General features: G+C 70.1%; 26 protein-coding genes, 1 tRNA gene and 1 pseudogene. 16 read left to right on the top strand and 12 right to left on the bottom strand.

Going from position 1 to position 23,897, the window contains the following annotated elements; all coding sequences use genetic code 11:
* Positions 1–252: 252 nt before the first annotated feature.
* Both QRN56_RS18125 and QRN56_RS18120 read left to right on the top strand, forming a co-directional pair.
* Positions 253–723: a VOC family protein gene (locus QRN56_RS18125; RefSeq protein WP_285105554.1), complete on the top strand. Its 471-nt coding sequence runs from the start codon at positions 253–255 to the stop codon at positions 721–723.
* Positions 724–738: 15 nt separating this feature from the next.
* Positions 739–1,611, top strand: coding sequence for an oxidoreductase (locus tag QRN56_RS18120; protein WP_285105552.1), 873 nt, complete (start codon positions 739–741; stop codon positions 1,609–1,611).
* Positions 1,612–1,675: 64 nt separating this feature from the next.
* Here the strand turns inward: QRN56_RS18120 and QRN56_RS18115 are convergent, their stop codons facing one another.
* The 6 genes from QRN56_RS18115 to QRN56_RS18090 form a co-directional block, all read right to left on the bottom strand.
* The gene (locus QRN56_RS18115) at positions 1,676–2,542 is read right to left on the bottom strand and encodes a helix-turn-helix transcriptional regulator (protein WP_285105551.1); all 867 of its coding nucleotides are present in this window, start codon (positions 2,540–2,542) and stop codon (positions 1,676–1,678) included.
* A gap of 76 nt (positions 2,543–2,618) precedes the next feature.
* Complete coding sequence (locus QRN56_RS18110; protein WP_285105549.1) at positions 2,619–3,320, bottom strand: hypothetical protein; 702 nt, start codon at positions 3,318–3,320, stop codon at positions 2,619–2,621.
* Positions 3,317–3,910 (bottom strand): SigE family RNA polymerase sigma factor, encoded by a 594-nt coding sequence (locus tag QRN56_RS18105; RefSeq protein ID WP_285105548.1) that lies wholly within the window; start codon positions 3,908–3,910, stop codon positions 3,317–3,319. The genes QRN56_RS18110 and QRN56_RS18105 overlap by 4 nt, the downstream gene beginning before the upstream one ends.
* Positions 3,907–5,013: an amidoligase family protein gene (locus QRN56_RS18100; protein WP_285105546.1), complete on the bottom strand. Its 1,107-nt coding sequence runs from the start codon at positions 5,011–5,013 to the stop codon at positions 3,907–3,909. Before QRN56_RS18100 ends, QRN56_RS18105 begins: the two co-directional genes overlap by 4 nt.
* A gap of 3 nt (positions 5,014–5,016) precedes the next feature.
* Entirely contained in the window at positions 5,017–5,562 is a 546-nt protein-coding gene (locus QRN56_RS18095) for a hypothetical protein (protein ID WP_285105544.1), read from the bottom strand.
* A gap of 119 nt (positions 5,563–5,681) precedes the next feature.
* Positions 5,682–6,332: a TetR/AcrR family transcriptional regulator gene (locus tag QRN56_RS18090; RefSeq protein ID WP_285105542.1), complete on the bottom strand. Its 651-nt coding sequence runs from the start codon at positions 6,330–6,332 to the stop codon at positions 5,682–5,684.
* A gap of 116 nt (positions 6,333–6,448) precedes the next feature.
* Between QRN56_RS18090 and QRN56_RS18085 the strand changes: the two genes are divergently transcribed.
* Both QRN56_RS18085 and QRN56_RS18080 read left to right on the top strand, forming a co-directional pair.
* Positions 6,449–7,426 carry an alpha/beta hydrolase family protein gene (locus tag QRN56_RS18085; RefSeq protein ID WP_285105540.1) on the top strand — a complete coding sequence of 326 codons (978 nt, stop codon included), beginning with the start codon at positions 6,449–6,451 and terminating at the stop codon, positions 7,424–7,426.
* Positions 7,427–7,545: 119 nt separating this feature from the next.
* Positions 7,546–8,493 carry a GlxA family transcriptional regulator gene (locus QRN56_RS18080; RefSeq protein ID WP_285105538.1) on the top strand — a complete coding sequence of 316 codons (948 nt, stop codon included), beginning with the start codon at positions 7,546–7,548 and terminating at the stop codon, positions 8,491–8,493.
* Positions 8,494–8,526: 33 nt separating this feature from the next.
* On the opposite strand, the gene QRN56_RS18075 is transcribed toward QRN56_RS18080, so the two are convergent.
* The gene (locus tag QRN56_RS18075) at positions 8,527–9,534 is read right to left on the bottom strand and encodes a zinc-dependent alcohol dehydrogenase family protein (protein ID WP_285105536.1); all 1,008 of its coding nucleotides are present in this window, start codon (positions 9,532–9,534) and stop codon (positions 8,527–8,529) included.
* 484 nt (positions 9,535–10,018) lie between these two features.
* Here QRN56_RS18075 and QRN56_RS18070 point away from each other — a divergent pair, with 484 nt between their 5' ends.
* From QRN56_RS18070 to QRN56_RS18030, 10 genes are all read left to right on the top strand, one after another.
* Positions 10,019–10,237, top strand: coding sequence for a hypothetical protein (locus tag QRN56_RS18070; RefSeq protein WP_285105535.1), 219 nt, complete (start codon positions 10,019–10,021; stop codon positions 10,235–10,237).
* Between the two features lie 297 nt (positions 10,238–10,534).
* The gene (locus QRN56_RS18065) at positions 10,535–11,548 is read left to right on the top strand and encodes a CPBP family intramembrane glutamic endopeptidase (RefSeq protein WP_285105533.1); all 1,014 of its coding nucleotides are present in this window, start codon (positions 10,535–10,537) and stop codon (positions 11,546–11,548) included.
* A gap of 258 nt (positions 11,549–11,806) precedes the next feature.
* Positions 11,807–12,676: a CPBP family intramembrane glutamic endopeptidase gene (locus tag QRN56_RS18060; RefSeq protein WP_285105531.1), complete on the top strand. Its 870-nt coding sequence runs from the start codon at positions 11,807–11,809 to the stop codon at positions 12,674–12,676.
* A gap of 65 nt (positions 12,677–12,741) precedes the next feature.
* The gene (locus QRN56_RS18055; RefSeq protein WP_350224587.1) at positions 12,742–13,446 is read left to right on the top strand and encodes a nuclear transport factor 2 family protein; all 705 of its coding nucleotides are present in this window, start codon (positions 12,742–12,744) and stop codon (positions 13,444–13,446) included.
* A 40-nt stretch (positions 13,447–13,486) separates the two neighbouring features.
* A complete protein-coding gene (locus QRN56_RS18050) occupies positions 13,487–13,819 on the top strand; it encodes a GNAT family N-acetyltransferase (RefSeq protein WP_285105528.1) in 333 nt (110 codons plus the stop codon).
* A 78-nt stretch (positions 13,820–13,897) separates the two neighbouring features.
* Positions 13,898–15,076 carry a low temperature requirement protein A gene (locus QRN56_RS18045; protein ID WP_285105912.1) on the top strand — a complete coding sequence of 393 codons (1,179 nt, stop codon included), beginning with the start codon at positions 13,898–13,900 and terminating at the stop codon, positions 15,074–15,076.
* 205 nt (positions 15,077–15,281) lie between these two features.
* Positions 15,282–15,950 carry a hypothetical protein gene (locus QRN56_RS18040; protein WP_285105526.1) on the top strand — a complete coding sequence of 223 codons (669 nt, stop codon included), beginning with the start codon at positions 15,282–15,284 and terminating at the stop codon, positions 15,948–15,950.
* A gap of 57 nt (positions 15,951–16,007) precedes the next feature.
* Entirely contained in the window at positions 16,008–16,520 is a 513-nt protein-coding gene (locus QRN56_RS27655; protein ID WP_350224586.1) for an NmrA family NAD(P)-binding protein, read from the top strand.
* Entirely contained in the window at positions 16,468–16,689 is a 222-nt protein-coding gene (locus QRN56_RS18035; RefSeq protein ID WP_285105524.1) for a site-specific integrase, read from the top strand. The genes QRN56_RS27655 and QRN56_RS18035 overlap by 53 nt, the downstream gene beginning before the upstream one ends.
* Positions 16,690–17,115: 426 nt before the next feature.
* Positions 17,116–17,532: a hypothetical protein gene (locus QRN56_RS18030; RefSeq protein WP_285105523.1), complete on the top strand. Its 417-nt coding sequence runs from the start codon at positions 17,116–17,118 to the stop codon at positions 17,530–17,532.
* A 170-nt stretch (positions 17,533–17,702) separates the two neighbouring features.
* Here the strand turns inward: QRN56_RS18030 and QRN56_RS18025 are convergent.
* From QRN56_RS18025 to QRN56_RS18015, 3 genes are all read right to left on the bottom strand, one after another.
* A tRNA-Ala gene (locus QRN56_RS18025) sits at positions 17,703–17,775 on the bottom strand.
* Between the two features lie 126 nt (positions 17,776–17,901).
* Positions 17,902–19,050: a hypothetical protein gene (locus QRN56_RS18020; RefSeq protein WP_285105522.1), complete on the bottom strand. Its 1,149-nt coding sequence runs from the start codon at positions 19,048–19,050 to the stop codon at positions 17,902–17,904.
* A 60-nt stretch (positions 19,051–19,110) separates the two neighbouring features.
* The gene (locus QRN56_RS18015) at positions 19,111–19,722 is read right to left on the bottom strand and encodes a GNAT family N-acetyltransferase (RefSeq protein WP_377230813.1); all 612 of its coding nucleotides are present in this window, start codon (positions 19,720–19,722) and stop codon (positions 19,111–19,113) included.
* Between the two features lie 227 nt (positions 19,723–19,949).
* On the opposite strand from QRN56_RS18015, the gene QRN56_RS18010 reads away from it, so the two are divergent.
* Positions 19,950–20,594, top strand: a complete 645-nt coding sequence (locus QRN56_RS18010) for a 5-formyltetrahydrofolate cyclo-ligase (RefSeq protein WP_285105520.1) — start codon at positions 19,950–19,952, stop codon at positions 20,592–20,594.
* Between the two features lie 67 nt (positions 20,595–20,661).
* On the opposite strand, the gene QRN56_RS18005 is transcribed toward QRN56_RS18010, so the two are convergent.
* Positions 20,662–23,196, bottom strand: coding sequence for a penicillin acylase family protein (locus QRN56_RS18005; protein WP_285105909.1), 2,535 nt, complete (start codon positions 23,194–23,196; stop codon positions 20,662–20,664).
* 314 nt (positions 23,197–23,510) lie between these two features.
* Here QRN56_RS18005 and QRN56_RS27650 point away from each other — a divergent pair.
* A pseudogene (locus QRN56_RS27650) lies at positions 23,511–23,657 on the top strand (FmdB family zinc ribbon protein); the annotation flags it as partial.
* Positions 23,658–23,671: 14 nt separating this feature from the next.
* Here the strand turns inward: QRN56_RS27650 and QRN56_RS27645 are convergent.
* The gene (locus QRN56_RS27645; RefSeq protein WP_350224588.1) at positions 23,672–23,845 is read right to left on the bottom strand and encodes a hypothetical protein; all 174 of its coding nucleotides are present in this window, start codon (positions 23,843–23,845) and stop codon (positions 23,672–23,674) included.
* Between the last annotated feature and the right edge of the window lie 52 nt (positions 23,846–23,897).

Here is a 23,897-nt window from a genome sequence, read left to right as displayed (position 1 = left end):
CGTGGCCGTCCTCGACCCCGAAGACGAACTTTCCCGAGGGAGTGGCTCTGACGTCGACGACTGCGCCGCGTCCGCGCGGAGTGCTCGGCCCCGACGCTACGAGCCGCTCGACCCTGAGGGCGACATCCAAGGTGGTACCGCCAAAGCCAGGATCACGGGTACCAGCGAAGGACTCCCGCCGGGTCCGGGTGCGGGCTTGCAATGGTCGTGGGTCCAGACCATGAGCCCACTCAGCACGGAAAGGAAAGATCAATGCCTCTGCCCGCCGCGCCCGCGCGCAACACCAGCTCACCCTTCTCGTCGATGCACGGCCACCACACCGCGATCCGGTACCCCGACTTCGAGGCCGCTCGCGCGTTCTGGGTCGACACCATGGACTGGCGGGTCCTGCAGACCTGGCCCTACGGCGACCTCACCCTCGCCTACGTGATGCCGCCCGATCAGGACGAGTTCCACCTCGAGATCCTCGCCGGACCGGGGGCTGCCGCCCAGACGGTCTACGAGGACGTGGACGCCAGCCTGGCGGCCAGCGGCTACAACCACGTGTGCCTGTCCGTCGACAGCGTCGATGACACGCTCGCCGCGCTGCGCGAGCGCGGTGTCGACATCGTGAACCCGCCGTTCGAGATCGAGGACATCAGCGCACGGCTGGCGTTCTTCCGGGACCCGTGGGGCAACATGTTCGAGCTCACGGAGCGAACCGGCGACGGTCTCGCCCACTGAGAGAAGGTGGTTCGCATGGCTGTCTGGTTCATCACGGGTGCCTCCCGTGGCCTGGGTATCGAGATCGTCCGCGCCGCTCTGGCGAGCGGCCACAGCGTGGTCGCCACGGCCCGTGACCCGCACGGAGTCGAGGCCGCCTTCCCGGACGCGGGCGAACGACTCCTCGCGGTGGCTCTGGACGTCACCGACCTGGCCCAGGTCCAGGCTGCGGTCGAGGCCGCCGTCGCGACCTTCGGCCGTGTCGACGTGCTGGTCAACAACGCCGGCCGGGGGTTGCTGGGCGCTGTCGAGGAGGCTGACGACGTCGAGGTGCGTGCCGTGTACGACACCAACGTGTTCGGCGTCCTGACGGTGACGCGTGCGGTGCTACCCGTGCTGCGCGCGCAGCGGTCGGGCCACGTCGTCAACCTGTCGTCCGTCGGCGGATTCGTGGGCTCGGCGGGGTGGGGGATCTACGCCTCGACGAAGTTCGCCGTGGAGGGCTTCTCCGAGGCGATGAGTCTGGAGCTCGCACCGCTCGGGATCGGCGTCACGCTGGTCGAGCCCGGCTACTTCCGCACCGACTTCCTGGACTCCTCCAGCCTGCACCGCGTCACGGCCACGATCGACGACTACGCAGAGGGCCCGGCCGGAGCGATGCGGCTGACCGCGGAGCGGGTCAACCACGGTCAGCCCGGTGACCCGGTCAAGGCCGGCACCGCGATCGTGTCCGCCATCGACTCCGGCCGAGCACCGCTGCGGCTGCAGCTCGGCTCGGACTGTGTCGCCTCGGTCGAGGCGAAGCTCACGGCCGTGGCGGCAGACCTGGACGCGTGGCGTGAGGTCGCTCTCTCCACGGACCACGACGACGTCGCGGTCTCGCCGTCGGGAGCAGGAGACGCCTCATGACCTGGCGGTGAGTGAAGTTGAACGGGGCATCGGGCGGGCGAGGCACCTGCCCGCCCGGTGCCGTTCACACTCGGAGCGCGGTCGAAACGGCTGGCTCAGCCGTCCTGGCGCGGGACATGAGACGCAGCTTCTCCGCCGACGGAGACCCGCGGTCCGCGCTGTACACGATGACGGTCTGCCCGTTGTCCGCGGGCAGGGGGAGCGCCTCGTAGTTGAGGCGCAGCTCTCCGACGTCCTCGTTGAAGAAGAGCTTGACGCCGTGCGTGTGCTCGAAGAGCCGGTAGTCGCCCCAGTACGGGGCGAACTCGTCCGACGCCACGGTGAGGTGGTCGACCAGAGCAGCGAGGTAGTCGTTGGAGCCGGCGGCAGCCGCGTTACGCAGGATCGCAACCATCTGCGGGGCGATCTCGTCCCAGTTCCGGTAGACCACCCGGGCCCGCGGACTCAGGAACATCCAGCGGGCCATGTTGCGCTCGCCGGACGGCATGGCAGCAAAATCGTCCAGCAGGAGTGCGCCGGCCCGGTTGATGCCCAGCACCTCCAGGTGCGGACCATGAATGACGGCCGGTACCGGGTCGAGTGCCTCGATCATCGAGAGCAGAGCCGGCCTGGCGCGCATCGTGATGGGCGGAATCCGCCGGGTATGGATGCTGTCGGGGTTGAGGAGCGCGCGCAGGTGCAGTCGCTCCAGCCGGTCCAGCCGTAGCGCGCGCTCAACCGCCTCCAGCACCTGTTCGGAGACGTTCCCGACACGCCCCTGCTCCAGCTTGACGTAGTAGTCGACGCTGACCCCGGCCAGGATCGCGACCTCCTCGCGGCGCAGTCCCGGGACCCGTCTGCTCGCGGTGGCCGGGGGCAGCCCGACGTCCTCGGGCTCAAGCGCGGCACGACGCGACGTCAGGAAGTCGCGTAGCGGGTGATCGGTCCTCATCGCCTCAGTATCCGCCCACAGGGCCAGATCTGGCGGCCGGGCTGTGCTGGGGCGACGTGCGGGTGGGGGCGCGAGGTCAGGGCAGCGGGAGCGGCTTCCCAGCGAGCAAGATCTCCCCGGCGCGGACCTTGGCCTCCATCTCGTCGACGTTCCACAGGGCGCTCAACGCAGCGAGGTCCTCAGACGTGTAGCCGGAGTCGATGAACGCCTGACTCGACGCGATCTCCTCCGCCGACGGCTGGGACGTGGTGTGCGTACCCGGCTTGAACGGGAGCCGCTCGCCGTCCAGGACCATCTGGCCGGCGCGGGCCTTGACCTCGATGATGTCGACTGACCAGAGCTCCGCCAGCTCCACCTGGTCCTCCGCGCTGTACCCGGCATCCCAGAACGCGTCGTGCTGCTCGCGCGTGTAGCCGTCGGGCATCGAGGACCAGTCGACGCCGACGGCGTGCGCGACGCCGTCGACCGCGGCGGCGAAGTCCGTGTACGGGTTGGCCGCAGCGGTGGCGCCCGCTCCGACCATGCCCAGGGCCGACGCGACCACGCCGGTGACCGCGATGGTTCCCGCGCGCCGGGCGAACGGGGTGACGAGGCCGCTCCGGGCGTCGGCCGCCTCGATCCGCGCGGCGATCCGCAGCGCGACGGCCGCGGTGTCGGCGGCGTCGGGCTCACGGGAGCGCAGGGCTGCCGCGATGCGTTCGGCGAGGTCGTCGTGCCGGTCGTCGCCCCCCGGCCGGGGTCCGGGCACCGGCGTACCGGTGCGGCGGTCCTGGGTCATCGCGTCTCCATGAAGGTCGGGTCGGTGTGCCGCAGGGTGGCCAGAGCCCGCGCGGCGTGGGAGCGGACGGTGGCCGGCGAGGTGCCGAGCACCGTCGCGATCTCGGCGTCGGCCAGCCCTTCGTAGTACCGCAGCACGAGCACCGTACGCTGGCGCGCCGGGAGCCGGGCCAGACGCCGCCACATGGCGTCCTGCTGGGCGAGGTGCTCCGCGGGGTCGCCGCCGGCACCGGCGTGGTCGACCAGGGCGTCGTCGGCGGTGGGCCGGATCATGCGCACGTGCCAGTGCCGCCGCCACGACAGGTGCTCGTTGGTGACCATGCGCCGCAGGTACAGGTCGGGCCGGTCGGTCAGGGTGATGCGGTGCCACCGCTGGTGGGCCCGCAGCAGCACCTCCTGGACGAGGTCCGCGGCGGTGTGCTGGTCACCGACCAGCACCGTCGCGTAACGGATCAGGCCGGGCAGGTGCGCCCGCACCAGCTCCTCCAGCGATCGGGCCCGGGCGGGGTGGTCGCCGTCCTGCGCAGGCGCGGGCGCCGCCCGCGGCGTGGGCGCACTGTCCGTGCCGGCGGTCTCGAGCCAGATGGTCATCGGTCGGCACCCGTCGTCGTCAGCGCCAGCAGCGCCCCTGCCGGATCGTGGGCCGCCGCGCCGCCGGGCCGTGGTACCGGGGCGTCGTCGAGGCATCTGCGCACCAGGTGCTCCACGAGCGCGGTACGTCTCACGATGTCGGAGGCCTCCAGCGCCCCGGGCAGGATCCTGACCTCGACCGTGTCCCGGACGGGGTGCGGGGTGACGAGCTGGGTGAGGTTCACGTCGGCGTACTTGGTCAGGCCGATCCCGCGTGCGGCCGCGGCCAGCTCGCCCCAGGACTGGTCGCCTCGCTCCACGAGCCGGAGCAGCTCCGCGGGCAGCGGCGCCAGACGGCGGCACGCCTCGTTGGTGCCCAGCACCTCCCACAGCGGTTCGCGCCAGTACCCGAACAGGCGGACCAGGTTGGCGAACGGCGCGGACCGCCGGAACGGCGCACCGTCCAGGTGCAGGTGGACGGCCGCCTCGGCGGGCACCGTGAAGCCGAGGCCCCGCGCGGTGCCCAGCAGCTCGTCGAGCACCTCGCCGTGGTTCTCGACGATCGGCGGGGTGACGACCTCGCAGGGCCGCTCGCGCCCGGCCGGCAGCGGCATGGCGACAGCGACGGTGGCCCCCGCGCTGTCGTTCACCCGCGCCGCTCCGCCCATCACTTCCACGCGGGTGCCGAACAGCTCGGCGACCGGTGCCAGCACGTCGGGCAGGGTGGCGTCCGGATCGGTGGACCGCTCGACCAGGCGCAGCAGGCGGGGCTCGTCGCACAGCACCCGGTACCACCCGCGGTGCCCGGGCCGGGTGGTCGTGCCGGCCAGGTCGGACACGAGGGTGATGTCGTCCACGAGGCGCACGACATGGGCGCCGGCGCCGTCGACCACGTCGAACGCGGGCGACAGGTGCCGGAACACGCCCACGCCCGGCACCGCCGACGGCTCGCTGTCGGTATGGAAGGACCGGCGCACCCGGCCGCCGCGGCGGCTCGCGAGAGCGTCCGCGAGCACCTGCCGGTCGGAACCGGCGGGCGCGAGCAGCTCCACCTCGAAGCCGATACGCAGCGTGAGGGTGTTGATGGTCGCCTCCTGGCGAGTCGTCGGCGGTGCCGGGCGCAAGGGTCAGCTACCGGACGTCGTGGCGGCGTCCAGGGGCAGCTCCTCGCCGTCGAGCACCATCTGGCCGGCGCGTGCCTTGGTCTCCACGAACTCGGTGTCCCACAGCGCGCTCAGCGTGTCGACGTCCTCGGACGTGTAGCCGGCGTCGAGAAACGCGACGATCGCCGCCTGCTCGCCCGCCGTCGGCTCCGGCGTCGTGTGCGTGCCGGGCTCGAACGGCAACTGCTCGCCGTCGAGGATCATCTGGCCGGCGCGGGACTTGGTCTCGGTCTCGTCGAGCGACCAGAGCGCCTGCAGCTCGACCAGGTCCTCACCGCTGTACTCGGCGCCCCAGAAGGCCTCGTACTGCGCCTGGGTGTAGCCGTCGGGCATGTCGGACCAGTCGACGCCGGCGGCGTGCACCGCGGTGCCGACCGCCTGACCGAAGGCCGAGGCCGGGTTGGCCGCGGCGACGAAGCCGGCACTGCCGACGCACAGGGTGGTGGCCGCGACGCCGATGGCGGTGAGGCGGAAGGTCGTGGAGCGAACGGTGCTGGGGCTGCTGGTCACGTGGATCTCCAGGAGAGTCGGATGTGCTTGCCCCCTTAAGACGCCGCTCACCGCCGAGATGTGGAGTCCGGCCGGCCACTACTTTCGAGATCGACCTGTGCCGCAGCCCCATGGTGGGGTCACTTCGTGTCGCGCGGCGGTCTGCGGTCGCCTTCCGGAGCGATGGTGCCCGAGTCGCGGTCGTGTCGTGCCCCGGTGAGCACCCCGGTCACCAGAAGGGTGGCCAGGCGGGCGGCGTCGTAGCGGGGGTCGTTACCGCCGCCGATGCAGAGGTTGCCGATGCCGCGCATGAGCATGTACCCGGACACCCGCCCGGACGCCTCCGGCTCGAGTGCGGCGTCGAGCAGGGCGTCGCAGACCGGGACGAGCCGGTCGACGAAGTAGTGGTGCAGGGAGTTCACGCCCTCCGTGTCGGACCCGAGCGCACCGGCGAGCCCGTGCTTGGTCACGAGGAAGTCGACGAAGCCGGCCACCCATCGCTGGAGGGCGACCTCGGGGTCGCCGGACTCGCGCAGGAGTGCAGGGCCTGCTTCGGCCAGCGCTTCCACCTGGTGCTGGTACACCGCCGCCACCAGGGCGGGGCGGGTGGGGAAGTGCCGGTAGATCGTCCCCATGCCCACCCCCGCGCGTTCGGCGATCAGCCGCACGGGCGCATCGACGCCGGCCGTCACGAAGACAGCGGCGGCGGCCTCCAGCAGGGCCTGTTCGTTGCGCTGGGCATCGACGCGCTTGGCGCGGGGTGTCGAGCCAGCGGGACCGGCAGTCGTCATGGGAACCCTTCGTCGAGGCTTGCAAACCGGAGCGTTGCTCCGTATTCTTTCGGAGCGGCGCTCCGCTTAGATTGTGCTCGGCGAAGGCCTCGAACGCAAAGGACGTGTGATCTCCCGTGACTGCTGCTCCAGCGACGACCGACACCCCGGTCGTCCGCGCCCTCGATGCCGTCGTCGGCGCCGGTGACCTGGTCGTCTCGGTCGCCCCGGTGCGCCTCGACGCGCCGGGCAGAGCGCTCCCCCTCGACGTGCGCGTCTCTGCCCCCGTGACCGGGCAGCGCCTGCCGGTGCTGCTGTTCTCGCACGGCAACGGGTGGTCGCTCGACGGATACGCACCCCTGACGGCCTTCTGGGCGTCTCGTGGGTTCGTCGTCGTCCAGCCGACGCACCTGGACTCCCGTCGTGACGGCATCGGGTTCGACGACCCCCGGTTCGGCGAGGTCTGGACCGAGCGGCACGCCGACCTCGTGCGGGCCATGGACCAGCTCGAGACGATCGAACGTGCGGTGCCAGGCCTTGCCGGGCGGGTCGACCGGCGCCGGGTGGTCGCTGCCGGACACTCCTGGGGCGCCCAGACCGTGCAGATGCTGCTCGGCGCCCGCGTGCTCGACGCCGCGGGCCAGGCCGCCCAGGACTACGCGGACCGGCGTGTGCAGGCAGGCGTGCTGCTGGCCGCGACCGGGATCGGGGGCGAGGATCTGCACCCGTTCGCCCAGGAGCACTTCCCGTTCATGAACCCGTCGTTCAGCGAGCTGACCACGCCCACACTCGTGGTGGCCGGTGACCACGACCAGTCGAAGATGTCCAGCCGCGGCCCGGACTGGTTCACCGACGCCTACACCCACAGCCCGGGCGCCACCGACCTGCTGACCCTGTTCGACGCCGAGCACTCCCTGGGCGGCATCCCGAACTGGGAGGCTGCCGAGACCACCGACGAGAACCCGGAACGCGTCGCGGTCCTGCAGCGACTGACGACCACCTACCTGCGCAGCGTTCTGGACCCCGCCGATACCGGATGGGCGAAAGCCGCCGCAGCACTGGCCGAGACCGGCGCGACACTCGGCCACATCGACAGCAAGCGGCCCGTGATCTGAGCCGCATCATCCCTGCTGCGCTGCGCCGCCCCGAGGCGGGTAGGCGCGGCTGACAATAATGCGCCTGGGTGCGAGGGTAATGACAAGGTCGGTACGCGTCGACCAGATCGGAGTCGGCTGTGCAGCGACCGCATCAGGTGGTGGTCCTCGTGCTCGACGGGGCGCGCCCTCTGGACGTCGGGATCCCGGCGGAGGTGTTCCATCCGGAGTCCGGGTTCCCCTACGAGGTATCAGCCTGCGGCATCACCGCCGGAACGGTGACAACCCACGGAGACTTCGGCTTCACGGTCCCGCGGGGCCTGGAGGCACTGGCCGACGCGGACACGATCATCGTCCCGGGGTACGTCCCGGCCGGTCGGCCGATACCGGTGGAGGTGCACGAAGCGCTTCGGACCGCCGCGTCCCGCGGGGCGCGCATCGCGTCGATCTGCTACGGCGCGTTCGCCCTCGCGGATGCCGGCCTGCTCGACGGCTTGCGCGCGACGACGCACTGGGACGCCGCGGAGAAGCTCGCGGAGCAGCACCCGCAGATCACGGTCGAGCCGAACGTGCTCTTCGTCGACGAGGGATCCATCCTCACCTCAGCGGGTGCCGCCGCCGGACTCGACCTGTGCCTGCACATCGTCCGGCGCGACCTCGGCGTGAGCCAGGCGACAGAGATCGCACGAGGACTCGTCACCGCGCCCTACCGGAACGGGGGCCAGGCCCAGTACCTGCCGAAGACGAGTCCGGCGGTCCATGGCGAGACCCTCGCGGCGACGCGCGAATGGGCAATGGCGCGGCTCGACCAGCAGCTCACGGTCGCCGAGCTCGCCGCACACGCACGGCTTTCGCCCCGCACGTTCCTGCGCCGCTTCGCCGAAGAGACCGGCACCACGCCGATGCAGTGGATCCTCCGGGCGCGGGTCGACACCGCCCGCGAGCTCCTGGAGAGCACCAGGCTGTCGATCGACCGCATCGCGGACCAGGTCGGCCTGGGAACCGGATCGAACCTCCGACTGCACTTCCGCCGGCTCCTGGACGTGTCCCCCTCGGAGTACCGCGCCACCTTCGCCGGGCGGAGCTGACCACCGCGATCGGCGCCCAGGCTGCTCGTTCTGCTACGAGATCCGAGGGGGAAGCGCGACCGTCTCGCCCGCCACATCGATCGCGACCTTGCCGTGCAGTGCGTACGACCGCCTGTTCTCCAGGAGCTCGTGAGCCTCGCCGATCCGGGCGAGCGGAAGAGTCGCACCGATGACCGGCTTGACCAGGCCACGCTCGACCAGCGTGGTGAGCGCGTCCAGCTTTCCTCGGTTCTGTCGCGTGAAGACGAAGTGATAGGCGGCGTTCCTGCCCCACGCCTCGATGAGGTTCTGCGGCTGCGCGAGGTCGACGATGCTCACGACGCGTCCGGCATCAGCGAGCGTCAGTGGGCTCCTGGTGAGCGTGTCGCCACCGATCGTGTCCAGGACGACATCGACCCCCTTGCCTCGAGCCAGCTCGGCCACCGCACCCACGTAGTCCGTCGAGGTGTAGTCGATCGCCGTGTCCGCTCCGAGAGAGCGCACGAACTCGTGCTCGCTGGCTCTGGCGGTCGTGATCACCCGTGCGCCCATCGCCTTCGCGACCTGGATCGCGATCGTGCCGACACCGCCCGCGCCCCCATGGACGAGGACCGTCTCCCCCACGGTGAGCTGAGCTCGCGTCACCAGGGCCTCCCAGACCGTCCCGCCGACGAGAGTCAGGCTCGCCGCCTCCAGGTGACTGATGTTCTGCGGCTTGTGGCCGACGAGGTCGACGTCGGCGACGTGCTGCTCGGCGTAGGAGCCGGGACCGCCGAAGATCCTGGGGGTGTAGTAGACCTCGTCGCCTGCACGGAACTCTGTCACGTGGGAGCCGACCTCCTCGATCACGCCGGAGATGTCGTGTCCGATGACCGCCGGGAGCGGCACATGGTCCGCGTAGTCTCCGCGACGGATCTGAAAGTCGAGCGGGTTGACGGCAGTCGCGTGGACGCGCACCCGCACCTGGCGGGGTCCGACCTCCGGCACGGAGACATCGCGCAGCTCGAAGGCATCGACCCCTCCGAATCGGGTGAGCACAACGGCCTTCATCAGATCAGTCATGTGGGTGTTCCTCATCGTGGTCCTGAGTTCGCGACGCGCGCGGATGAGCAGTTCTCATTCAGGGTCGCGTGCACGATCAACGGACGCCAGAGGCGGCTCTGCCACTATCCGCGAGGATAGTGACACGCCTGCCGTGCGGTGCCGCGTAGCGGACCTCCTCATGCCAGCGGGTCCGATCGCGTAGCGATCGGGTACGTCACCTCGCGCCCGGTCGGGCTCGTCGAGGCGACATCCCGCACAGGTCGCGTTGATGCGTCGGGTCAGCCGTAGCGTGGTGCGGCCTTCCGCTGCCGGCGACGAGGCGGTGGCACGCTCGGGCGGGCTGCTCATCCTCTCGGGTGAGGGGCATGACGCATGTCATGGGTGGGGTGTGCAAAGCACCGGGAAGGCGATGACAGGCCGACACTTCTGGGCGGAGCTCACGAGCGGTGGACTGGAGTCAGGACCGGGGACCACCCGACGGCCGCAACCGCAGGAGCACATCATGGACCTCGTCGAAACCCTCCAGAACCTCCTCGGGCAGGTGCCCGAGCTCGTCCAGCCGCTCATCGCCGCGATCGCCGGCAACTTCCTCGTCGTGACCGTCCTGGTGCTGCTCAGCTCCGGCGCGCGCCGCGCGAAGTTCCAGCGCGCCTACGAACGCTACGGCGTGCCCGGTCGGGAACCCTTGGGCGGAGAGGTATCGACGCGGGGCGCCTGCTGATCGATAGACAGTTCTTATCGTCCGGCGTCGGGACAAGTCTTGGACGTCTGCCGGACGCCCGCCATAGCGTCGTGCCACGCCGCGGGAAGGGCTCCGGCCCACTCCGTCGACGCCGGTTCGTCGTGCCTGGAACAGGTCCCCGCCGGCGTGACCGCACGGCCTCCGGCAGCCTGCCAAGGAGATCCATCATGAACAACACCGTGATCGGGCGCGTCACTATCCTCGCGAATATTGGCAGTGCCACCTCTGGAATGTGTGGAACGAGCGCACAACGCTTAGCGGGACTGGTCTCAGAGCGTGTGCTCCACCTCAGATGCAACTGGCTTCTCGACGGCATCGGCGTCTGACGACTTACGCCATACCGACCTCGCGTCCACCCATGAAGAACAGAGAGAGAACATGATGGAACACCCCATCACGCCTGTGGAGTACCACCGCGGGCTCGTCAGCGACAAACGCCGTATCGGACGAGGCGTCCTCGCAATCGCCCTCCTTATCGGAGGCATGCAGTTCTTCATTCTTGCGCTCGCGATCATCGCCACCCTCATTGACACGGCAATCGGCACAGAGGCCAGGCCGGGGTACACCCCGCTCGTCAACGCTGTCGGTGCGTTCTCCGTGGCACTGCTGATCCCGTGGAGCATGCTGATCCAGCGCTGGCTCTACGGCGTGCGGGGCGGGTCGCTGTCGTCGGTGCTGTCGCACTTCCGCTTCGACATCTTCGGCCGCGCCCTCGTGATCCTCCTTCCGGTGACCGTCCTGTTCCAGATCGTGTACTACCAGACGCCGTTGCCGCAGACGACCTGGACATGGGACGACACGCTCCTTCTCACCGCCACGGCACTCGCCCTGACGCCGTTCCAGGCCGCCGGCGAGGAATACGGCTTCCGCGGTCTCATCCTCCGCGTCGTCGGCAGCTGGACGCACAGTGCGCGCCTCGGACTCGTGCTCGCCATCATCATCTCGAGCGTCCTCTTCGCGCTGGTCCACGTCTCCACGAGCGGGTTGCTGAACCTCTGGTACATCGTCTTCGCGGCCGGCACCGCGTGGATCACCTGGCGTACCGGCGGGCTCGAGATCGCCGTCGTGCTCCATGCGGTGTACAACACCACCCAGTTCGTCATCGACGCCGCGCTCCAGGTGGACCCCACCGTGGCCACCGACCGCTCCGCCGGCGCGATCGACCTGACCGCCCTCATCCCTGTTCCGCTCATCATCGGCGCCGTCATCGTCGTGGCGATCCGTACGCGACACACGGGGACGGTCCTGACGCCGGCGTCGGCAGAGGCTCCGCAGACCTCGATGGTCTAGCACCGTCGAACGTTTGTGTTTGCCCCCACGGCAGATTGTCTACTCACGAGCGGATCACTCGACCCGTCCTCAGGAAAGGTTGTTCATCGTGCGCACACCAGAGGCCGTCACAGGCGGCGACAAGGGGTCGCTCTCGTCGGGAGCCGGACAGTGACGGGGCCCGCAGACCAGGGCTACGCACGTCCCGTTCGCGCCGGTGATGCAGAGGTCGCGCTGCCTGGGACATCGCCCGACCGGCCGTTCGGTGTCCACTTCCGGATGTCGCGCTGGAAGTCCCTGGTCGTCCTGGTCGCGGTACCGGTGATATTGCTCCTGGTCCAGATCATCGTGTTCCAACCGGTCGTCCTGATCGAGGGGCCGGCAGATCCGAACAAGCCTGCACTCACACCGCTCACGATCGTCGCGACGGGACTGAGCACCGCCATCACCGCGTTGCTCGCGACGGTGCTGGTCGCGAGGATGGCGAAGGTGCCGTGGCGTGCGGTGTTCCGGCACACCCGTACCTTCGACTGGCGACGCGTCGGGGTCTATCTCCTGGGATCCGCGGTCCTGGTCGGTCTCGCCGGCATCGTGACAACACTCGTCGCGCCGGGGTCTACCGGACGGGGGGCGTTCGAGATCGGAGCGACTACCATCGCCACTCTCGTCGCCACTCTTCTCTTCACTCCTCTGCAGTCCGCAGGTGAGGAAATTGCCTTCCGAGGAGCGGTGATCCCCGCCGCCGGCTCCTGGTTCCGCAGCGTCCGGCTTGCCATGGTGTTCGGCATCGTCGTCTCTGGGGCGCTCTTCGCAGCGGTTCACGTGTCCCTGGACCCGTGGCTCGTCAGCTATCTGTTCGTCTTCTCCGCGTGCACGGCGATCATGGGTCTGATCAGCGGCGGGCTGGAAGCCGCGATTGCCTTCCACGTCTCCAACAACGTTGTCGCCGGGATCGTGAATGCCCTCTTCGCAGGCGGCGGCTCGTCGGTGATCGACCGCGGCGTCGGATCCGGGCCGGGCCCCTCCCTCATCATCCTCATGGTGATGAACGTCCTGGTCGTCGTCATGGTCTGGCTCGTGGAGCGCGCCAAGCGTTCGAGCTCGGTTCGGACCGGGGGAGAGCCTGCAAGGCGCTCCGGGTCGCTCTGACGTGAGCAGTCAACTCAGTACCGGAGCTGCCGGTATCGAGAGGAAGGATCGTCATGACCGTGCCGATGGTCGGCAAGACCTACCGGTTTGACATGGGGTGGCTGAGGATGCGGTTCACCTTCAGCTCATCGTCGCAGGGCAGGTTCGTCGTGGAGGAAGGCGGTGGGCTCACACCGAACGGCCACGCCGAGACCGTCGCCCTCGATCTGAAGGAGATCCGCGACGATCTCTACCTGAACTCGTGGGCCGAGGCGTGCGGCACGACAGTGACCCACGTGGTGGATCTCGCGAACGCGACGGTGTACTCCAACGTCACCGTCGACGGCACGCTGTACAACTTCGTCGGAACCATCACCGAGGTGACCGACGTCCCCGTCGCCGACCGCAGCGCCGTCGGTAGTGGCAAGACCGAGCGCACCACCGAGATCGTGCTCACCGCGCTGCGAGAGCTCTTCGCCGAGAGGGACCTCACCGGGGTGTATCGCTACGGGGCAGAGCCGTATGCACGGCACAGCCCTCAGGCGTCCGATGGTCTGGAGATGCTGCGCCCCGCCGCGCCCGGTCTGCGGGGATCCACCTGGGACCTACAACGCATCGCGGCCCAGGATGATCTCGTCTTCACCCACAGCATCGTCCACGGATGGGCGCCCGGCCCGGTGGTGATCGTCGACATCTTCCGCCTGGAGAACGGTCGCATCGTCGAGCACTGGGACGTCGTGCAGGACCTCGTCTCGACCGGGTTCACGGCCAGCGGGCACCCCGTGGCGTGAACCTGTGCACGCCACTGCCCACAACGAGAGGACCACAGCGATGAACGATCAGAGCCAGTACGAAGCGACCGTCCGCGACAACCCCGACGAGACCCGCTTCGACGTCTTCGTCGACGACACCCACGCCGGGTTCTCCGTCTACAAGGACATCGGCGAGACGCAGCGCATCTTCTACCACACGGTCGTCTTCGAAGAGTTCGGCGGCCGAGGCCTGGCCGGCACCCTCACCCGCACCGCACTGAGCACCAGCGTCCAGGCCGGGCACCGCATCGTCGCCGTCTGCCCCTACGTGAAGAAATGGCTCACCACGCACCACGACTTCGACGACGCCACCGACCCCGTGGGCCGGGAGCACGTCCGCGCCCTGCGCTGACCTCGTGCCCACCCTTCGAAGGAGCCCGCACCGTTGAGCACTTCCCTCCCATCGGCGAGCAGGTTCCGCCTCGTCCCGATGGCACCGCGCGACCCGCGCGAACCGGGCCGGTCGGCCAGCGTGCTCGAGCTGTTCTTCGACCTCGTCTTCGTCGTCGCGGTCAGCATCGCCTCGGTCCAGCTCCACCACGCCCTGACCGAGGGACACGTGCTCGACGGCCTGGCCACCTACGGTCTGGTGTTCTTCGGGATCTGGTGGGCGTGGATGAACTTCACCTGGTTCGCCACCTCGTTCGACACCGACGACTGGCTCTACCGCGTGCTGACCATCGTGCAGATGGCCGGCGTGCTCGTGCTCGCCACGGGAATCGAGCCCGCCTTCACCGACCAGGACTACACCCTGCCGGTCATCGGCTACGTGGTCATGCGCCTGGCCATGGTCGCCCAGTGGCTGCGGGCCGCACGCTCGCACCCGTCCGTGCGCCGCACCGCGCAGGTCTACGCCGCGGGTATCGCCGGCGTCCAGGTCCTCTGGCTGGCCCAGCTCGTCCTGCCCGAAGCACCGGGCATGATCATGCTGGTGCTGCTCATCGGCGCCGAGGTCACGGTCCCCGTGATCGCTCAACGGCGTGGCAGCGCCCCGTGGCACCCGCACCACATCACCGAGCGCTACGGCCTGTTCACGCTCATCCTGCTCGGCGAGAGCCTGCTCGCCTCCGCCAACGCGATCATCGAGGCCGTCCATGACACCGACACCCTCGGACCGCTGATCTCGATCGCCGCGCTCACGTTCGTCGCAACCGGTGCCCTGTGGTGGATCTACTTCTGGCCGCCGCACCACCGGGCCATCACCGGTGCCGGCGGATCACTGCGCTACGCCTACGTCCACTACCTCGTGTTCGCCGCCGCCGGCGCGCTCTCCGCAGGCATCGAGGTCGAGATCGACGCCCTGACCGGACACAGTGAACTCAGCAGCCTGGCGGCCTCCTTCACCGTGACCGTCCCCATCGCGGTCTTCCTTGCCGGGACGTGGTGGATCGCGATCCGTGACCACGCGGACCCGCTCGTCAACACCGTCGTCCCGGTGGCCGCGGTCCTGGTCCTGTGCGACCCGGTGATCCCCGTCCCGGTCAGCCTGACCGCCGCGATCCTCGTCGCCGTCGTCATCGTCCTGGTCCTCCACCCGCCGGTGAGCTCGCCGGCTCCACCGCCTTCAGATACGGCACGCACGTGGCGCCGTGGTCCGGCGCGCACGTGACGCCCCCTCCCAGGATCACGAGCCGACCAGCACGTGGGCGTTGTCTCTCCGGAGCTGGCCGTGCTGTCCCAGCCGGGCGCACAGCTCGACGTGCTGCGCCGCGCACGCCAGATCGTCACGGGACCCGAATGAAACACGTGAGCGCGGGTATGGGGAACGCGCCGCGGTGAGTCGCCACTGCAGAAGCATGAAGGAGACCAGAGTCATGACCGCACGCTGGAACGACCGCCGCCTCGTCAAGCGCGTGAAGCCGGGCGACGGGCGGCAGCTGGCCCCGTTCCGTTGGTGGCAGATGACACGGCGGTCGGTGCTGTCGATCGCCCTGCCCACTGACCCGGCGACGCCCAGAGGCGAGACGTCGGTGTACACGGTCGAGGTCAAGCACGGCGGCGATCCTGAGACGTGGGAGGTGTTGGCAGGCCTCTACCGCGACGGCCGGCACGTAGCCGAATCGAAAGTGCCGGCGCTCTTCCCCGTCCCGGGCGGGCACATCGACGTGCGCACGAGCGAGGCGGGGATGCGTCGAGCGCACTTCGTCGCCGACGACGGCACGGAGCATCGACTGGAGCCAGACCCGAAGTCCGCAGAGGGGCGCCGTATGCGTTTCGCGCGCGAGCATCCTGCCGCGAGCGGGCTCATGGGCGCCGTCTCTATCCTCTTGCTGCTCATCGGCATCGGCCTGAACCTCTTGCAGCTCGCGGAGCCGCTCTCCGAGATTCCACCCATCGCGGACACGATCGGCACGTTCGTGTCTCCCGTGCATCTGCCGCTGTGGCTCAACGTCGCGCTCGGCTTCGGCGCTGCCGTAGGCGCCACCGAACGCGCTCTGCGGATGCGATACCACTGGCTGCTCGACAGCGGTGCCGGCATCTGAACCAGGGACACGCTCTTCGAGCCCTGCCACCTGTCGAACGGGCATGGAGGAGCACCCATGCCCACCGCACCAATGCCCCAAGACACCGCACCCGTGCTGGTCACTGGCGCCACCGGCAAGCAGGGCGGCGCGACCACTCGCGCACTCCTCGCCGCCGGAGTTCCAGTGCGCGCCCTGATGCGTGACGTAGCCACCGACCGGGCCCAAGCGCTCGAGGCACTCCGTTCTCGAAGTCCGTCGCCGTCGTCAGGACGTGACGTTCCTGATGCGCCCCGACCAGGCGATGCAGTGCCGAGGTCGGTGCGGCAACGGTCTACCGGCACTTCGCGACCAAGGAGGCTCTCCTCGCCGAGGTGTTCGCCGCCCAGGTGGACTCGTGCGCCGAGATCGTCCGCCGGGGCCTGGCCGTCGAGGATCCGCGGCGCGGCCTGTGCCTCGTCGTCGAAGAGCTCATCGCGGTACACCGCACGAGCTGCTGCTCACGACGACCCGACGCGCCATGCTCCACAGGTCCGCCGTGCTGCGCGCCCTCGACTGGGAGAAGACCAGTCAGGGGCGCCGCTTGCATGATCTGCGGCACACCGCCGCGTGCCTGTGGCTTGCCCACTGTGTGGACCTCGCGACGGTGCAGGCGTGGTGCGGCCAAGAATCCGCCGCGACGACGAACCGGTACCTGCGCTTCCTCGGTGCCGGAGCCGATATCGCCGGGTTGGAACGCCTGAATGACGGGACGGAGTAGGCCGGGAGTACCCGAGACGCGGAGAACGCCTCCTAGGCAACGAAGAAACCCCGTCTGACCGGAGCATCTGCCCTGGTCAAGCGGGGTTTCCGTCTGTGGAGCTAGGGGGATTCGAACCCCCGACCTTCTCATTGCGAAGACGGCCCGGGGCCTCGCGTGGCGAGTCTCCCGCGCCATTCCGCGTGCATGTGATGCGTCCAAGCTTCTCCGATGCGGCGGCGGGGGCCGCCGGGGGGCCGCGCACCCGCCCACACCGAGGAGTCGGCCGCCGCGCTCCGCGCGGTTGGTGTCCACCATGGTCACCCTGGGCACGCGCTGTCCGAATGGGCCACTGTGCGAGCGCATCAGTCGCTCGGCGGTAGCGTTCATGGCGTGCCGCCATGCTTCGACATCTATGTGTGGGTTCGGACCGCAGACCGAGCGTCCGTGCTCGCCACCTTCATCGATCGCTACGTCGACGCCGAGGACCCTGGCGAGCCGCGCTTCGAAGCACTCGTGCGTGCACTGGTCGATGAACAGCCAGCCACCGGCGACCGCGAAGCCTTGGCCGACCTGAGGCGAGACCCTGACGCATCACGAGCGTTCTCCATGTACGTCCGCGCGCGAGCGCACTACGGAGCCATCGTGACCCTCACCGAAGAGGGTGACCTGGTGCTCGGACTCACTCTCGATGATCCCCTTAACGACCCCGAGGTCGCGATCCTGGCCGCTGAACTGATCGCCGATCTCAAGGAAGAGTTTCAGGCAGTGGCCGGTATCGCTGGCGTCGAGCTCCCGCCTCCTCAATCCGCCTCAGAATGGAGGGAAGACGAACGGGCAATGCTGCGAGACGGGGAACCCTGATCCGCGCATGCCGAGTGCCCAAGTTCAATCCAGGGGTGGCGACGCCGCGCGAGGGGTAGCGGGGGTCTCTGACGACTCGGGGGCCGCAATTCGAGGAAGACGCCTTCCAGGCAACGAAGAAACCCCGCTTGGCCGGAGCATCTGCCCTGGTCAAGCGGGGTTTCCGTCTGTGGAGCTAGGGGGATTCGAACCCCCGACCTTCTCATTGCGAACGAGACGCGCTACCAACTGCGCCATAGCCCCTCGGACTGCAGAAGACTAGCACTTCACAGCCGGGGCTCCGCAACTTGATCCGGTGTCGCGCGGGTCACGAACGCGTGACCTCCGCGACACCGACCAGCCACGACGCCGGCGGCGGGGTGCGGCAGGTCACCCCGCCGCGCGGCGTCGGGCCAGAATCTCCTCGAGCGGCTGTCCCAGCGTCTCCGACTTCATGCGGGGCGGCTCGCCCCGGAGCAGCTCGTCCTCGGCGATCGCGTCGGCACCTGCCTCGGCGGCACCAGCCGCCGTCGTCGAGCCAGAAGCCGCACCGGGCGAAGAGCCCGATCCCGAAGGCCCGGAATCGCCCGGACGCCCGGAGGTGCCCGCAGACGCCTTCCCGGACGCCGGCGCGGCCGTACCAGGAGGCAGCGCCGCAGGCTGTCGCTGCGGCGCCCTGGGCTTGGTCACGTACGTGGGCAGCGGCACGGGGACCGGGTCCCAGGCACGCCCGCTCGGTGGCTCGTCGGCCGAGGCCGGCGCGTCCGCCGTCGACCCGGCACCAGAGGGCGCCTCGTCCACGACCTCCGCCGGGACCTCGATGACCCGGGGCTTCTCCGGGCCGTCGAGGATCTCGTCGAGCACGTTCTTGCCACCCACCCGCGGGATCGCCTGCGTCTCCGTGTCCGAGCCGCGTGTCGCCAGCCCGACGACCTGCGCGCGGTTGCGCGGCGCGTACGGGCCACCGTTCGCGAGGGCCCGGGCCTGCGTGGCGCGCTGCCGCGCCGCCCGGACCGTCGCGTGCCACCGCGCGTCCGCCCGGCGGGCGGCGCGGGCCGCACGACGCCCCAGGAACAGGACGAACAGCAGCATGGCCGACGACGCGACGGCGGCGCCCCAGTGCAGCTGGTCGAAGCCGACGAGCGTCCACGCCACGACGCTGGACACCAGCAGGAAGATCGACACGATGAAGCGGCGGCGCGCCCGGGCGGCCCGGCGCGCGCGGCGCTCGACCCGGCGGATGCGCTCCGCCGTCAGGGGGCGGCCGCGCACCATGATCTGGAGCGGGAGGCCCTGCCTCGGGGTCGGGTGGGCGACGCGCGGCACGCCCTGGCCCGTACCTCGCCGGTTGCCGTCGTTGACCATCGCCCCTCCTCTCCTACCCGAGCCGCTCATGGCGACGATGCGCAGTCCGCCCGAGAACCGGTCCGGTACACGGGCGTCGGCCAGCTCCGCCCGTCGACGCACCATGCTCGGCAGCCAGTAGCCCAGCCACAGGACGAACAGCGCTACGGCTGTGAGTCCCGCGGTCGATTCCACGACACGACGGTAGGCGAGCATCACCGCGCCCCGCCGCACCACGCACGGCGTGTCCTGCCGTCACAGCGCCTCGCGCAGACGCTGCCAGCGCGCCAGCAGGCCCTCGGGAACCTCCTCGCGGGTCACCGCGAAGGTGCGGTGGTCGCGCCACTGACCCTGGATGTGCAGGAACCGCTCGCGCACGCCCTCGTCCCGCAGGCCGAGCTTCTCGACGACGCGCAGGCTCGGCTTGTTCTCGGGCCGGATGTTGATCTCGATGCGGTGCAGCCCCAGGAAGAAGGCGTAGTCCGTGGCCATCGCGACCGCCGTCGGGATCACGCCGCGCCCGGCCACGGACTGGCTGACCCAGTAGCCGATGCTCGCGGAGCACATGGAGCCCCAGGTGATGGACGCGACCGTCAGCTGCCCCACGAGGGCGCCGTCGAGCTCCACGCCGAACGGGAGCGACGTGCCCGCGCGGGCCTGCGCCGAGAGGGATCGCACGTACTCGCCGAACGTCGAGGCGATGTACCGGTTCGCACCGGGCGACGTCGCCTCCCAGCGCTCGAGCCAGGCCGCGTTCTCGGCCCGCAGGCGCGACCAGTCGGTCGCGTCCCGGCGCCGCAGCGGGCGCAGCACGACAGTTCCCGCCGGCGTGTCCTCACGCAGCGTCACCGGCCATGGCTTGGCCACCGTCCACCCCTTCACAAACTTTCCCGTGGTGCCTACCGGCACGTCCGACCTACTCGACGGCAACATCGTTCGCCCCCTGCCACGCCCCGTGAGGTTTCCCTCGCTGGAGGAGGGTCTACCACGCTCGGTGGCCTGTGACCCGTCGAGCAGCCGCTCGGTCATGTTCTCGCCTTCTTCGTGCGCCGTTCGTAACAATCCAGTCTCGGAGTCTTGGCACAATAGCGGTCATGAGCGGCATCTCTGTTCCGACGCCACAGCCCTACCCCGTCCATCCCGGGATGGAGACAGGTGACGCCAAGGAGGAGCTCCGCCGTGCGATCCGCGCCCAGCGCGGCCTGCGGTCCGCCCGGCGCCGTGCGGAGGCCGCAGCGATGTTCGCCGACGTCATCGAGTCCATCCCCGAGGTACGCGACGCCGGTTGCGTCGCGGCGTACGCGGCCCGCAGCGCCGAGCCCGGCATGCTGCCGCTCCTGGACCGCCTCGCGGACCGCGGCGTCCGCGCGCTGCTGCCGGTGCTCGGCGCAGGGCTCGCCCGCGACTGGGCCGACTACAGCGGCCCGGACGACCTGCTGGAACGCGCCCCCGGCCGCCCACCGGAGCCCGGCGGCCCCGCGCTGGGCACGGACGCCGTCAAGCTGGCCGACGTCGTCCTGGCGCCCGCTCTCGCCGTCGACACCCGCGGGGTGCGGCTCGGGCAGGGCGGTGGTTGGTACGACCGCGCCCTGACCCACCTGCGGCCGGGCGCGAAGGTGGTCGCCGTCGTCTTCCCCGAGGAGGTGTACGACGCCGCGGACCACCCGCTGCCGCGCGAGGAGCACGACATCCTGGTCCACGCCGTCGCCACCACGACCGACTGGCGCTGGCTGGGCTGAGGCGGGCGCAGACGCCGGACGCCGCCCGGCAGGTGCCGGACGGCGTCAGGGCGGTCGCACGACGCCGCTAGGGCGTCAGGGTCTGCTCGTCCTCGCCGGCGCGTCCCACCGCCTCGGTGGTGAACGGCCACGGGAAGGTCTCCCCCGACGCCCACGCGCCGAGCTGGTCGTCGTAGTGCGGCGACGCCGGGTGCGCCGACGTGCCGGTCACGACCACCCACGTGGACGCGTCCAGGTCGGCGAGGTCCACGACCATGCGCATCGACGGGCCGCTGGTCACCTCGAAGCTGCCGCTGGCCGCGTCCCAGGACGTCGCGTTCACGATCGAGGAGCCGCCGCCGACCTTGACCGGGGCCGGGTTCATGTAGGTCGAGATCGGGGCCGGGACGCCCGAGCCGCCGAGCACCAGGTGCTCCAGCCGGAGCTGGTGCAGCGTGCCCCACTCCCAGTCGCTGGTGTCCTTGCCGAGCTCGACCGTGAGGTCCTGGCGGGCGCTGACCAGCGCCTCCGTCAGCACCTGGTCCCGGCTCTCGACGACCGCCACCGTGGACTGGTCGTCCCAGAAGGCGTCGTTCGGGTTGTCGAGCATGCCCTGGATGACGGCGAGCCAGCGGCTGCCGCCGTCGGGCCACATGGACTGGGGCAGCTCGTCGTTGAAGGTGGTGCGCAGCAGGTTGCGCCAGACCGCCGCGAAGTAGGCCGCCGCGGCGGAGTCCTCGTCCATGGAATAGTCCCAGTCGGCCAGGAGTGCCTGGCCGTCCGAGTCGTAGCCGGCCGGGAGCTCCACCGCGAGGAGCACGGGCACCAGGGTGTCGGCGAACACGCTCCACTGGTCCATCTGGAACTCGGACATGTCGGCGGCCGTCAGCTTGCGGCCCTCCGCGATCCGGTCGGTGAGCAGGGTGCGGATGCGCTCCGACCGGTACCCGTAGTCCCAGTCACGACTGAGGAACGGCCCGTTGCCGCCGGGCAGCACCGCCTGGTTCGCCGCGACGACGAAGCCTTCCTTCGGGTCCACGACGCCGGGCATCTGCGCCGGGTCGACGTAGCCGGTCCAGTCGTAGCGGGCGTCCCAGCCGGGACGCGGCCAGGTGCCGTCCGACTCGACAGCGCCGGGCACGCTCGCGCGCACCGGGATCTTGCCCGGCGCCTGGTAGCCGATGTGCCCGTCCGTCGTGGCGAACACGATGTTCTGGGCGGGGACCTCGAACTTCGCGGCCGCCGCCTTCATGTCCGCGGGGGTCTTGGCGCGGTTCATCTCGAACACGGCGTCCGCGGTGTGTCCCGGCTGGAGCGCGGTCCACTGGAGCGAGATCTCGTACTGGCCCAGCTCGGTGCCGGTCTCCGTGGGCGAGCTGCGCACGGCGTCCATCTGCGCCTCGTCCATCACGGTCGAGACGATCGGGCCGTGCACCGTGCGCCGGACCTCCAGGTCGACCGGGCTGCCGCCGTCGACCCGGATCACCTCCGTCTCCTTCTCCATCGGGACCCACTCGTCCGCGCCACGCAGGTACGTGTCGTTGCGGACGCGCTCGATGAAGAAGTCGGTGACGTCGGCGCCCATGTTGGTCAGGCCCCAGGAGATGTCGGCGTTGTGGCCGATGATCACGCCCGGGAAGCCGGAGAACGAGAAGCCGGCCACGTCGTACGGGCACTCCGGGCCCACCTGGTTGCAGTGCAGACCGACCTGCGCCCAGATGCCGGGCGCGGCGAGGTCGAGGTGCGGGTCGTTGGCCAGCAGCGGCTTGCCCGACTCCGTGTACTGCCCCGAGACCACCCAGGAGTTGGAGCCGGTGCCCTCGCCGCGCGCGATCTGCACGGGCACGGCGTCGAGCGCCTTCTGCGCCGACTCGAGGGCGTCGGCGAGGTTCGCGCTCTGGTAGACGTCCTTGGTGGCCGACGCCGTCTCGGTGCCGGCCGGGACGTTCGCCTGCGCGCCCGCCTCGGCGGGGTCGAGGATCGGCGCGTTGCCCGTGCCGGAGTAGGCCGGGAACAGCTCGGCCACGCGCGAGGCGTCGTCGAGGGTGCTGAAGGCCAGGGCCCGGTCGAGCTCGTCGTCGTAGTTGCCGCGCAGGTCCCAGGCCATGGCCTTGAGCCAGGCCAGCGAGTCGATCGGGTCCCACGGCTCCGGCTCGTTCACCTCGACGCTGACGTCGAGCACCGTGTACTCCACGGCCGTCTCGCCGGGGCTGCGGTTCTCGAGGTAGGCGTTCACGCCGTCCGCGTAGGCCTGGAGGTACTGCCGGGTCTCGTCGTCGAGGATGTTGAACTCCTCCTCGGCGACGTGCCGCCAGCCGAAGGTGCGCGTGACCATGTCGGCCTGGATCGCGTCCTCGTTGTTGCCGACCAGCTCGGCCAGGCGGCCAGCGGTCACGTGGCGGCGGTAGTCCATCTCGAAGAAGCGGTCCTGCGCGTGCACGTAGCCCTGCGCGCGGAACAGGTCCTCGGCGGTGTCCGCGTAGATCTGCGGTACGCCCTGGGCGTCGCGGCTCACGCGCACGTCCGCGCTCAGCCCCTCGACCTGCACCTCCCCGGAGGTCTCCGGCAGCGGACGGCGGGCGGTGAGCCACCCGAAGGTCGTCACGGCGACCAGCGCCAGCAGGACGACGACCGTGGTTCCGACCAGGAACTGGCGGACGCGCGTGGTGCGAGTCCGACGGCGCTTGGCGGGCCGTGCACCGGTGGACGGGGCTTTTTCGACGGGCTCTACTGGCTCGGCGGGAGTGGTCGCGGACACGCAGTGGAGACTACCGTCCGCCCCAGGGCTTGGGTGAACGCGCTTGGGTGAACAGCCTCGGGAGATCCTGGGACTATCCCCCGCCGCTCGACCGTTACTATTGGCACTCGGAAACCCCGAGTGCCAGGCGACGGTCCTGTGAGCGCGCGACGCCCCGGCCGCCCTGACGTCCCAGAGGAGTGCACGTGCCCACCTACGCGTACCGGTGTGCCGACTGCGGCCACGCGTTCGACATCCACCAGGAGTTCACCGACGAGTCGCTGACCGTCTGCCCGGAGTGCCAGGGCAACCTGCGCAAGGTGTTCAGCTCCGTGGGCGTCACGTTCAAGGGTTCCGGCTTCTACCGCACCGACTCGCGGAGCACGTCGACGAGCAGCACGGTGAAGGCGGGCAAGTCGGAGTCTTCGCCCTCGTCGGGCTCGTCGTCCTCGGGCTCGGGTGACTCCGGGTCCTCCTCGGGCTCGTCGGCGAGCTCGTCCAGCTCCTCGTCCACCGGGTCGAGCGGGTCGAGCACGTCGAAGGCCGCCTCGTCCTGAGGTGATCGACCGGCACGGCTGACGAGTTTC

It is taken from the genome of Promicromonospora sp. MEB111, from assembly GCF_030209445.1.
Classification (GTDB): domain Bacteria; phylum Actinomycetota; class Actinomycetes; order Actinomycetales; family Cellulomonadaceae; genus Promicromonospora.
Note: the sequence above shows the minus strand (reverse complement) of the source record. Positions and strands in the feature narration are given on the sequence as shown.

Bases quoted from the DNA above. Each gene is read 5' to 3' on its own strand.
- QRN56_RS18050 (WP_285105528.1), top strand. From the start codon at position 13,487: ATGAACGATCAGAGCCAGTACGAAGCGACCGTCCGCGACAACCCCGAC.
- QRN56_RS18010 (WP_285105520.1), top strand. From the start codon at position 19,950: ATGAGCGGCATCTCTGTTCCGACGCCACAGCCCTACCCCGTCCATCCC.
- QRN56_RS18120 (WP_285105552.1), top strand. From the start codon at position 739: ATGGCTGTCTGGTTCATCACGGGTGCCTCCCGTGGCCTGGGTATCGAG.
- QRN56_RS18075 (WP_285105536.1), bottom strand. From the start codon at position 9,534: ATGACTGATCTGATGAAGGCCGTTGTGCTCACCCGATTCGGAGGGGTC.
- QRN56_RS18070 (WP_285105535.1), top strand. From the start codon at position 10,019: ATGGACCTCGTCGAAACCCTCCAGAACCTCCTCGGGCAGGTGCCCGAG.
- QRN56_RS18090 (WP_285105542.1), bottom strand. From the start codon at position 6,332: ATGACGACTGCCGGTCCCGCTGGCTCGACACCCCGCGCCAAGCGCGTC.
- QRN56_RS18055 (WP_350224587.1), top strand. From the start codon at position 12,742: ATGGTCGGCAAGACCTACCGGTTTGACATGGGGTGGCTGAGGATGCGG.
- QRN56_RS18110 (WP_285105549.1), bottom strand. From the start codon at position 3,320: ATGACCCAGGACCGCCGCACCGGTACGCCGGTGCCCGGACCCCGGCCG.
- QRN56_RS18105 (WP_285105548.1), bottom strand. From the start codon at position 3,910: ATGACCATCTGGCTCGAGACCGCCGGCACGGACAGTGCGCCCACGCCG.
- QRN56_RS18060 (WP_285105531.1), top strand. From the start codon at position 11,807: ATGTCGCGCTGGAAGTCCCTGGTCGTCCTGGTCGCGGTACCGGTGATA.
- QRN56_RS18040 (WP_285105526.1), top strand. From the start codon at position 15,282: ATGACCGCACGCTGGAACGACCGCCGCCTCGTCAAGCGCGTGAAGCCG.
- QRN56_RS18045 (WP_285105912.1), top strand. From the start codon at position 13,898: ATGGCACCGCGCGACCCGCGCGAACCGGGCCGGTCGGCCAGCGTGCTC.
- QRN56_RS18115 (WP_285105551.1), bottom strand. From the start codon at position 2,542: ATGAGGACCGATCACCCGCTACGCGACTTCCTGACGTCGCGTCGTGCC.
- QRN56_RS18125 (WP_285105554.1), top strand. From the start codon at position 253: ATGCCTCTGCCCGCCGCGCCCGCGCGCAACACCAGCTCACCCTTCTCG.
- QRN56_RS27655 (WP_350224586.1), top strand. From the start codon at position 16,008: ATGCCCACCGCACCAATGCCCCAAGACACCGCACCCGTGCTGGTCACT.